Genomic DNA, 8,437 nt, shown 5'->3' with positions numbered 1-8,437 from the left:
ATCCACGGCTCGGTACAGATACTTCCACTGGCCGGCGACCTTGATATAGGTTTCGTCCATTCGCCAACTCGTGCCCACAGGGCGTTTGCGCCGCCGGAACACCGACGCCAGTACGGGCAGGATCTTGATTGCCCGTTGAAAGGAAAACCGCAACGCTCGCGCCGGTCACTAGCAACATGGCCCCGGCCACCTGCAGAGATACTGATCCACCCGAAATCACGGTTAGCATGAGCGTCGAAAAGATTGGCGTGGCATTGGAGAGCACGCCGATGATCCTCGCATCGCCGCGTCGCATTGCAACGCTCCGCGTTCCAGGCGGCGCAGAAGCTCGATCCCGAGTGCGCCATGTGCTTCTGGGGCGAGGCACTGGTGCTGGGCCCGAATATCAATGTCCCGATGATGCCCGAGGCCAATGCGCTGGCGCTGGCCGCGCTGTCCAGGGCGGTGGCCCTCAAGGGACGGGCGAGCGAGTTGGAGCAGATGCTGGTCGGCGCGCTCGAGAAACGCTACGCCGCCGATGCCCCGCCCGAGCGCAGCGCGCTGGATGGCGCCTATGCGGACGCCATGAAGGCCGTGGCGGCGCGATTCCCGACCGACGACACGCTGCAGGTGCTGTCTGCCGAAGCCGCCATGGACACGCAACCCTGGGACTACTGGCAAGCCGGCGGCGCCGAGCCGAAGGGACGCGGCGCCGAGATCGTCGCCACCTGGAGACGGTGCTGAAGCGCAACAACACCCACCCGGGCGCCATCCACCTGTACATCCACGCGGTGGAGGCGTCGACCCAGCCGGACCGCGCGCTGCCCTACGCGAAGCGGCTGGGCGCGCTGGTTTCCGGCGCCGGCCACCTGGTCCACATGCCCGCGCACATCTACTACCGCGTGGGGCTGTACCGCGAGTCGCTGGAGGCCAATCGGCGTGCGATCCAGGTCGACGAGACCTACTTCAGGACGCCGTCGGACCCGCTCTACAAGGCCGCCTACTACCCGCACACATCCATTTCGTTATGGTCTCGGCGCAGATGGGCAGCAACGGCGGCACGGCGATCGATGCGGCCGCGAAGCTCGACGCCTCKGTGCCCGCCGACCTGGTGAAGATGTTCCCCATCCTGCAGCCGATCAAGGCGGCGCACTACACGACACGCGCCCAGTTCAGCGACCCCAACACCATCCTCAGGCTGGCAGCGCCCTCCGACGACGTGGTGCTGGTGTCGACCATGTACCACTATGCGCGCGCCATCGCCTACGCGCAGCGCAAGGACAAGGCCGGGGCGCAGCGCGAGATCGACGCCATCGCCGCGATCGAGCGCACGGTCGACTTCAAGCCCTTCGAGGCCTGGGGGCTGCCGGCCAAGGAGATCGTGCGCACCGCGGGTCTGGTCGCCACCGGCCGGCTGGCCGATGCCGCGGGCGACCTCGAGGGTGCCGCCAAGGCCTACACCGAGGCCGTCGCCATCGAAGACGCGCTGGCCTACACCGAGCCGCCCTACTGGTACTACCCGGTGCGGCAATCGCTGGGTTCGGTCCGGCTGCGCCAGGGCAGGCTCGACGAGGCCGAGCAGGCGTTCAGGGATTCGCTGGCCCGGGTCCGGAACAACGGCTGGGCGCTGGCCGGCCTGGCCGAGGTCGAGCGCCGCAAGGGCGACGCCAACGCCGAGCGCGTGGCCCGGGAGGCCTATCGCCGCGCCTGGTTCGGCCCCAAGGACGGGCCCGATCTGGCGCGGCTCTGACCTGGGAGCTCAGAGCACGCGAAACCCGTGCGTGCCGTCGACGCCCAGCTGCGCCACCAGGCCGAACTCCCAGTCCAGATAGGCCTGCATCGCCGCGGCGGGCGCGTCGGTGCCTTCGTAGGGGCGGCGGTAGCGATCGGTGGCCGGTGTCGCGGCGCGCGGCAGGCCGCTCTCGGCCGGCAGTCCGGCCGCGAACCAGGCGGCATTGCCGCCCGCCAGCACGGCCACCTCGGCAGCGCTGCCGCGGACCGCGAGCGCGGCCCGCAGATCGGCGGCGGCGAAGCGCGCCAGCAGGCTGCTGCCGCAGGTCAGCACGTAGCGGCGCGCGGGCGGGATCGCGTCCAGGGCCTGCGCGAGCTGGGCGCGGATCGCGAACCAGGCGCCCGGGATATGGCGCTTCGCGTGCTGGAGGCTGGCCGTGACATCGATCACCCCGATATCGCCTGGCGCGGCCTGCAGTGCCTGCGCCAGCTCGGCCGGCGAGACCTCCGCCACCGGCGGTGCGGCCGGATGCCCGGCCGGCGCAGTGCCGATGGCGCTGCGTGCCGCCTCGGGCTGCGGCTGCGTGACGTAGACCTCCCATCCCATCTGCGCCAGCCACGAGGCCGTCATCGGCGCCCGCACGCCGTCGTCGTCGGCCAGCACGATGCGCGCCCCGCGCACCGGCACGTGATGGTCGGTCTCCTGCACCAGCTGGCCCCCGGGCGCGCTGGCGAAGTCCGGCAGATGGCCGGCCTCGTATTCCTGCGGCGTGCGCACGTCGAAGCGGTAGACGCTGCGGTCCGGCGCATCGAGCGTGGGCAGGGCGTCGAGGCCGATCCAGCGCACGCCCGCGCGGCGGGCCACGTCCTGCGCACCGGCCTGGGCGAGGGCGCGATTCGCCGCGCCCGGTGCGGGTGCCTGGCGCGCGGCCTCGTGATCCAGCACCTGCCCGGCGAGCTTCCAGCCGATGGTGCCGTTGCGCAGGGCCGCGACCGGATTGGGGATGCCGGCGTTGACCAGCGACTGCGTGCCGATGATGCTGCGCGTGCGACCCGCGCAGTTGACGATCACCCGCGTGGCCGGGTCGGGCGCCAGCTCGCGCACCCGCAACACCAGTTCGGCGCCGGGCACGCTGGTCGCGGTCGGAATGCTCATGGTCCGGTATTCGTCGAAGCGCCGCGCGTCGAGCATCACGACGTCGGCGCGCGCATCGATCAGCGCCTTGACCTCCTGCGCCGAGAGGGAGGGCGTGTGCCGCTCGTGCTCGACCAGTTCCCCGAAGGCCTTGCTCGGCACATTGACGTCGCGGAACAGCTCGCCGCCCGCGCGACGCCAGCCGTCGAGACCGCCTTCGAGCAGATGAACGCGGCTGTAGCCCAGCGCGGCGAGCCGGCTGGCGGCCAGCGGTGCGAGGTCGGCACCCGCGTGCTCTCCGTAGAGCACGAGGAGGGTGTCGCGGCGCGGAATGCGCCGCCAGGCGTCGAGCTCGATCCTCGACAGCGGCAGGTTCGCCGCCCACAGCGGATGGGCCTGCGCGAAGGGGTCTTCCTCGCGCACGTCGAGCAGTGCGATCTCGTGATGTGCCAGGAGCTGCGCCCGCACGTCGGCGAAGGACAGGGTGGGGAATCCAGTGGCTTGGGCGATGGCGGCGGTCATGTTCTGCGGAGATCGGGAAGCTGCGTGTTGGCGTAGCCCGAGACGAAGGGCTTGCGCCCGCCGGCGGCGGGATAAGTATGGCGCTGCACGGCGCCGATGTCGGCGCCATAGACATGGATGCTGATCGACACCCGGTCGTCGAAGGCGTTGTGCACGCGGTGCACGTCGCCCACCGTGGGCGACACCGCCTCGACATCGCCGGGGTCGAGCCGCAGCGGCGGCCCGTCGGCCGCCATCCGGCCGTCTTGCTCGCGATAGGGCTGGCTGTACTCGGCGCCGCGCAGCATGCCGATGAGGCCCCACACCGTGTGGTCATGCACCGGCGTGGCCTGTCCGGGCCCCCAGACGAAGCTCACGACCGAGAAGCGCCCGGCCGCGTCGGCATGCAGCAGGTACTGCTGGTAGCGCGCGGGATCGGGCTGCGCGAAGGCTTCCGGCAGCCAGTCGTCGCGCGACACCAGCCGGCGCAGCAGGCGGCCGCCCGCTTCGAGGATGTCGGCTTCGCCCGGGCGCCGATCGAGCAGGCGGGCGAAGTCGGCCACGAAATCGTGCAGCGGCGCCGCGCTCATCGCGCGGCCGCGGCGCCCAGGGCGCGCTTGCCCGCGGCCACCAGGATGGCGTCGTTCTGCGGCGTGTGGATGCGGCTGCACAGCACGTCGCGGTAGTGCCGCTCGAGCGGGTTGTGACGTGTCAGGCCGTGGTTGCCGCTCGATTGCAGCGTGAGCTCGACCGCGCGGATCGCCTGGGTCGTGACCGTGTACTTCAACAGGCCGCTGTCGGCTGCCGAAGGCGCGTGGCCGGCGTCGACTTCGGCGGCCGCCTGGTCGAGCAGCACGCGGTTGGTGCGCAGCAGGGCCTCGATCTCGCCGACCGTTTCCTGCATCCGCGGCAGGCTGGCCAGCGGCGCGCCCAGGCCGCTGGGGGCCCGGTGGTTGAGAAAGCCGAGCAGCCAGTCGCGCGCGGCCCGCGCCACCGCGTCGTACAGCGTGCCCAGCAGCACCACCATCCAGGCCTGCTGCGTCGCATGGGCATCGACGTCGGTCTGGCTGCCGGCGTCGGGTGCCCATTCGGCCGGCGGCCGCAGGTCGACCGCATGGTCGAGCGGGATGGCGACCTCCTCGAAGATCACCTCGTGGCTGCCCGATGCGCGCAGGCCCAGGTGGTCCCAGCTCGCGACCACGCGAACGCCCGGCGCGTCGCGCGGCACCAGGAAGACGCCGACGCGCGGCGACGGCTCGTCCGTGCRGCCCCACACCGACAGCCAGCGCAGTCCCTCGATGCCGGTGGTGTAGAGCTTGTGGCCGCTCAGCTGCCATTGATCGCCGTCGCGGCGCGCGGTCGTGGCGGGCAGGCCGCCGCGTGCGGGCGACCCCAGCGCGGGCTCCACGCGCAAGGCGTTGATCAATGCGCCATCGCGCACGGCGTCGCGCAGCACGCGTTCGCGCAGCCGGGCGGGCCAGCGGCTGTCGCTGCGGCTGATCGCGTGATGCTGCAGCCATGTCATCGTCAGGATCAGGGCGGTCGCGGGCTCGCCGTACGCGACCGCGGCGAGCACCCGGCGCGCCGCTTCGAGCGAGGCGCCGCCGCCGCCGTGCACACGCGGCGCGACCAGTGCGATCAGCCCCTGCGCATGCAGTGCGGCGAAGTTGTCGCGCGGGAAGCTGCCGCCGCGGTCGTGGTCGGCCGCCGTTTCGGCGAAGCGGGCGGACAGGCGCGCGAGCAGTGCGGCGTCCTCGTGGGGAGGCACCGGCAGGCGGCGCAGGGCTTGGGAACTCATGGCTTCGCACCTTAGCGCCCGCGGCGCGCCGGGCCAACGACGCAGGCCGCATATCCAAACTCGGAATCATGCGTTCGCTTTCGCACTTCGACGCCTTACGGTCTGGGTCCATGACATTGCCACCCCACCCCACCTCCGCCGCATGGTCGCGCCGCCGCTGGCTGCAGTCGGCGGGCGCCGCCAGCGCCCTCGGCGCCGCGAGCACGCTGGTCCGCGCGGCGACCCCGGACCTCTCGGGGCTCACGCTGCGCATCGGCACCTACAAGGGCCTCTGGCGCCCGCTGATCGAGGCCTCGGGCCAGGGCCGCACGCCCTACAGGATCGACTGGCGCGAGCTCAACAACGGCGTGCTGCACATCGAGGCCATCCAGGGCGACGCGCTGGACCTGGGCTCGGGCAGCGAGATCCCCGCCATCTTCGCTGCCCGGCAGAAGGCCAGGGTGCGCTTCATCGCCGTGATCCACGAGGACCTGAACAACCAGGCGACGCTGGCGCGCAAGGACGCGCCGATCAGGACCATCGCCGACTTCAAGGGCAAGCGCGTGGGCTATGTGCGGGCCACCACCGCCCACTACTACCTGAGCCAGCAGCTCGCGGAGGCGGGGCTGTCTTTCAGCGACATCCAGCCCGTCAACCTGAGCCCGGCCGACGGGCTCTCGGCCTTCGCCCGTGGCGACCTCGATGCCTGGGCCATCTACGGCTACAACGGCCAGCTTGCGCGCACCCAGCATGGGGCCCGGGTCATCAAGACCGGCAAGGGCTATCTCTCGGGCAACTTCCCGGTCTATGCCAATCCGCGCGCGGTGGACGACCCGTTGCGCCATGCCGCGATCACCGACTTCCTGCTGCGGCTGCAGCGCGCCTACGCCTGGGCCAACGACAACTACCTCGACTACGCGAAGGCGCAGTCGGCCGAGACCCGGGTGCCGGTGGGCGACATCATCGAGCTCTTCAATGGCCGCAGCAACGACTACGGACTGGGCCCGGTGACCCACGCCGCGGTACGCAGCCACCAGCAAGTGGCCGACACCTTCCAGAAGCTCGGCGTGCTCGACGGCCCCGCCGACGTGGCGCCGCTGTGGGACCGCAGCTTCGACGCCGCGCTGTCGCGCGCCAATCCGGCATGAATGGCCCCCACGCTCCCCACTGCGTGTGGTTCGCTGCCCCCCGAGGGGGCATCAGCAGGCCGCCCGTACGCGCGAAGCGCGGACTTCGCCGCGCGGGCGGCCCGGCGCCGGCCTGAACCGCTCTTTCACTCCCACTTCATCCAAGGACGCAACACCATGAGCAACATCGAATTCATCGGCATGATCCAGGCCCAGAAGGTCTCTGAAATCCATCCCGCACGCGGCCCTGCCATCGACCGCGACTACGTGCGCGCCTTCGCCCAGGCGCACGAGCAGGCCGGCTTCGACCGGGTCCTGGTGCCGCACCATTCCACCAGCCCGGATGCGACCCTGACCGTGGCCTACGCCGCCTCGGTGACCGATCGCATCCACTTCATGCTGGCGCATCGCCCCGGCTTCGTGAGTCCGACGCTGGCCGCGCGCCAGTTCGCCTCGCTCGACCAGTTCAGCGGCGGCCGGCTCGGCGTCCACTACATCTCGGGCGGCTCCGACGACGAGCAGAAGCGCGACGGCGACTGGCTCGACCACGACCAGCGCTATGCGCGCACCGACGAATACCTCGAGGTGCTGCGCAAGGTCTGGACGGCCGACCAGCCCTTCGACCACGAAGGCGCGCACTACCGCTTCAAGGACGCCTTCTCCGAAGTCAAGCCGGTGCAGACGCGCAACGGCAGGCCGCATGTGCCGGTGTATTTCGGCGGCGCTTCGGAGGCCGCGATCCCGGTGGCCGGCAAGCATGCGGACGTGTACGCGCTGTGGGGCGAGTCGCTGGACCAGGCGCGCGAACTCACCGGCCGGGTGCGCGCCGAGGCCGCCAGGCACGGGCGCCAGGTGCGCTTCTCGGTCTCGTTCCGTCCCATCCTGGCCGAGACCGAAGCCAAGGCCTGGGAGCGCGCCGACAGCATCCTGGCCGAGACCCGCCGCCTGCGCGTGGTGCAGGGCTTCGGTCGCGGCGGCCCGCTGCAGAGCGAAGGCGCCAGGCGCCTGCTGGCCGCCGCGGAGCAGGGGACGCGGCTCGACAAGCGGCTGTGGACCGCTGTCGCACAGGAGATCGGCGGCCGCTCGAACAGCACGGCGCTGGTCGGCACCCCGGAGCAGGTGGCCGATGCGCTGCTCGACTACCACGCGCTCGGCGTGACCACCTTCCTGATCCGCGGATTCGATCCGCTCGAGGACGCGATCGACTACGGCCGCGAACTGATCCCGCGCACCCGCGAGCTGGTGGCGCAGCGCGTCGCCGCGCAGCGCGAGGCCGCTTGACCTCGCCGTGCATCCACGTGCCCGAAGGAACCGCATGAGCGCCGTACTGGACATCGACCGCAGCGGGGAGCGCCCGGGCAGCCGGCTGGCCCTGAACCCGAACCCGCAGCGCAAGCACTGGTTCGATCCGCCCGCGCCGCGCGCCGGGGTGGAAGCCGAGCGCCGCCACCGGCAGGAGCGGCTGGCGGGCGCCTTCCGCCTGTTCGCCCGCTTCGGTTTCGCACAGGGCCTGGCGGGCCACATCACGGCGCGCGACCCCGAGCTGACGGACCACTTCTGGGTCAATCCGCTGGGCGTGCATTTCTCGCGCATCAAGGTGTCGGACCTGCTGCTGGTCAACGCCGCGGGCGAGACCGTGGTCGGCGAGCGCCCGCTGAACAAGGCGGCCTTCGCGATCCATGCCGCGATCCACGAACACAACCCGCAGATCATCGCGGCCGCGCACACGCATTCGACCTTCGGCAAGGCATGGTCGACCCTGGGCCGCAAGCTCGACACGCTGACGCAGGACGCCTGCGTGTTCCACGACGACCACGCGCTCTTCGACGACTTCACGGGCATGGTGGTCGACGAGAGCGAGGGGCTGCGCATCGCCAGGGCGCTGGGCGGGCGCAAGGGCGCGATCCTCAAGAACCACGGCATCCTGAGCGCCGGCCCGAGCGTGGAAGCCGCTGCCTGGTGGTACATCGCGCTCGACAACGCCTGCCACACGCAACTGCTGGCCGAGGCGGCCGGCAGCACGCCGCAGCCGATCGACGATGCGGTGGCGCGCCACACCCACCAGCAGATCGGCGGCCCCGAGGGCGCGCTGCATGCGTTCGAGAGCCTCTACGAAGGACTGGTCGAGGCCGAGCCCGAACTGCTTGACTGAACCGGAACCACAACATGAACAACCCTTCCTTCTCC

At 71.2% G+C, this 8,437-nt stretch carries 9 protein-coding genes and 1 pseudogene; 6 read left to right on the top strand and 4 right to left on the bottom strand.

Annotation, left to right across the window (positions count from 1 at the left end; genetic code table 11):
• Nucleotides 1–111, bottom strand: a pseudogene (locus AC1D2K_RS24065) (DDE-type integrase/transposase/recombinase); the annotation flags it as partial.
• Between the two features lie 183 nt (nucleotides 112–294).
• Here AC1D2K_RS24065 and AC1D2K_RS24060 point away from each other — a divergent pair.
• From AC1D2K_RS24060 to AC1D2K_RS24050, 3 genes are read left to right on the top strand one after another with little or no spacing between them, the layout of a single operon-like run.
• Nucleotides 295–723, top strand: a complete 429-nt coding sequence (locus AC1D2K_RS24060) for a hypothetical protein (protein WP_478091542.1) — start codon at nucleotides 295–297, stop codon at nucleotides 721–723.
• The gene (locus tag AC1D2K_RS24055) at nucleotides 717–1,094 is read left to right on the top strand and encodes a hypothetical protein (protein ID WP_478091540.1); all 378 of its coding nucleotides are present in this window, start codon (nucleotides 717–719) and stop codon (nucleotides 1,092–1,094) included. The genes AC1D2K_RS24060 and AC1D2K_RS24055 overlap by 7 nt, the downstream gene beginning before the upstream one ends.
• Nucleotides 1,007–1,729 (top strand): hypothetical protein, encoded by a 723-nt coding sequence (locus AC1D2K_RS24050; protein ID WP_478091538.1) that lies wholly within the window; start codon nucleotides 1,007–1,009, stop codon nucleotides 1,727–1,729. Before AC1D2K_RS24055 ends, AC1D2K_RS24050 begins: the two co-directional genes overlap by 88 nt.
• Before the next feature lie 9 nt (nucleotides 1,730–1,738).
• Here the strand turns inward: AC1D2K_RS24050 and AC1D2K_RS24045 are convergent, their stop codons facing one another.
• Genes AC1D2K_RS24045 through AC1D2K_RS24035 form a run of 3 tightly spaced genes read right to left on the bottom strand, consistent with a single transcriptional unit; the run spans nucleotide 1,739 to nucleotide 5,144 of the window.
• The gene (locus AC1D2K_RS24045; RefSeq protein WP_478091536.1) at nucleotides 1,739–3,367 is read right to left on the bottom strand and encodes a rhodanese-like domain-containing protein; all 1,629 of its coding nucleotides are present in this window, start codon (nucleotides 3,365–3,367) and stop codon (nucleotides 1,739–1,741) included.
• A complete protein-coding gene (locus AC1D2K_RS24040) occupies nucleotides 3,364–3,936 on the bottom strand; it encodes a cysteine dioxygenase family protein (protein WP_478091535.1) in 573 nt (190 codons plus the stop codon). Before AC1D2K_RS24040 ends, AC1D2K_RS24045 begins: the two co-directional genes overlap by 4 nt.
• Nucleotides 3,933–5,144 (bottom strand): acyl-CoA dehydrogenase family protein, encoded by a 1,212-nt coding sequence (locus AC1D2K_RS24035; RefSeq protein WP_478091533.1) that lies wholly within the window; start codon nucleotides 5,142–5,144, stop codon nucleotides 3,933–3,935. Before AC1D2K_RS24035 ends, AC1D2K_RS24040 begins: the two co-directional genes overlap by 4 nt.
• Nucleotides 5,145–5,254: 110 nt before the next feature.
• Between AC1D2K_RS24035 and AC1D2K_RS24030 the strand changes: the two genes are divergently transcribed.
• The 3 genes from AC1D2K_RS24030 to AC1D2K_RS24020 all read left to right on the top strand — a co-directional run bounded on the left by AC1D2K_RS24030 (nucleotide 5,255) and on the right by AC1D2K_RS24020 (nucleotide 8,402).
• On the top strand, nucleotides 5,255–6,271 hold the full coding sequence (locus tag AC1D2K_RS24030) for an ABC transporter substrate-binding protein (protein WP_478091532.1): 1,017 nt from the start codon (nucleotides 5,255–5,257) through the stop codon (nucleotides 6,269–6,271).
• A 156-nt stretch (nucleotides 6,272–6,427) separates the two neighbouring features.
• Complete coding sequence (locus AC1D2K_RS24025) at nucleotides 6,428–7,531, top strand: LLM class flavin-dependent oxidoreductase (RefSeq protein ID WP_478091530.1); 1,104 nt, start codon at nucleotides 6,428–6,430, stop codon at nucleotides 7,529–7,531.
• Between the two features lie 34 nt (nucleotides 7,532–7,565).
• Nucleotides 7,566–8,402 (top strand): class II aldolase/adducin family protein, encoded by an 837-nt coding sequence (locus AC1D2K_RS24020; RefSeq protein WP_478091528.1) that lies wholly within the window; start codon nucleotides 7,566–7,568, stop codon nucleotides 8,400–8,402.
• Nucleotides 8,403–8,437 lie beyond the last annotated feature (35 nt).

The sequence above is a fragment of the Variovorax sp. P1_H12_2 genome, assembly GCF_056405335.1.
This window is presented reverse-complemented; position numbering and strand designations above follow the sequence as displayed.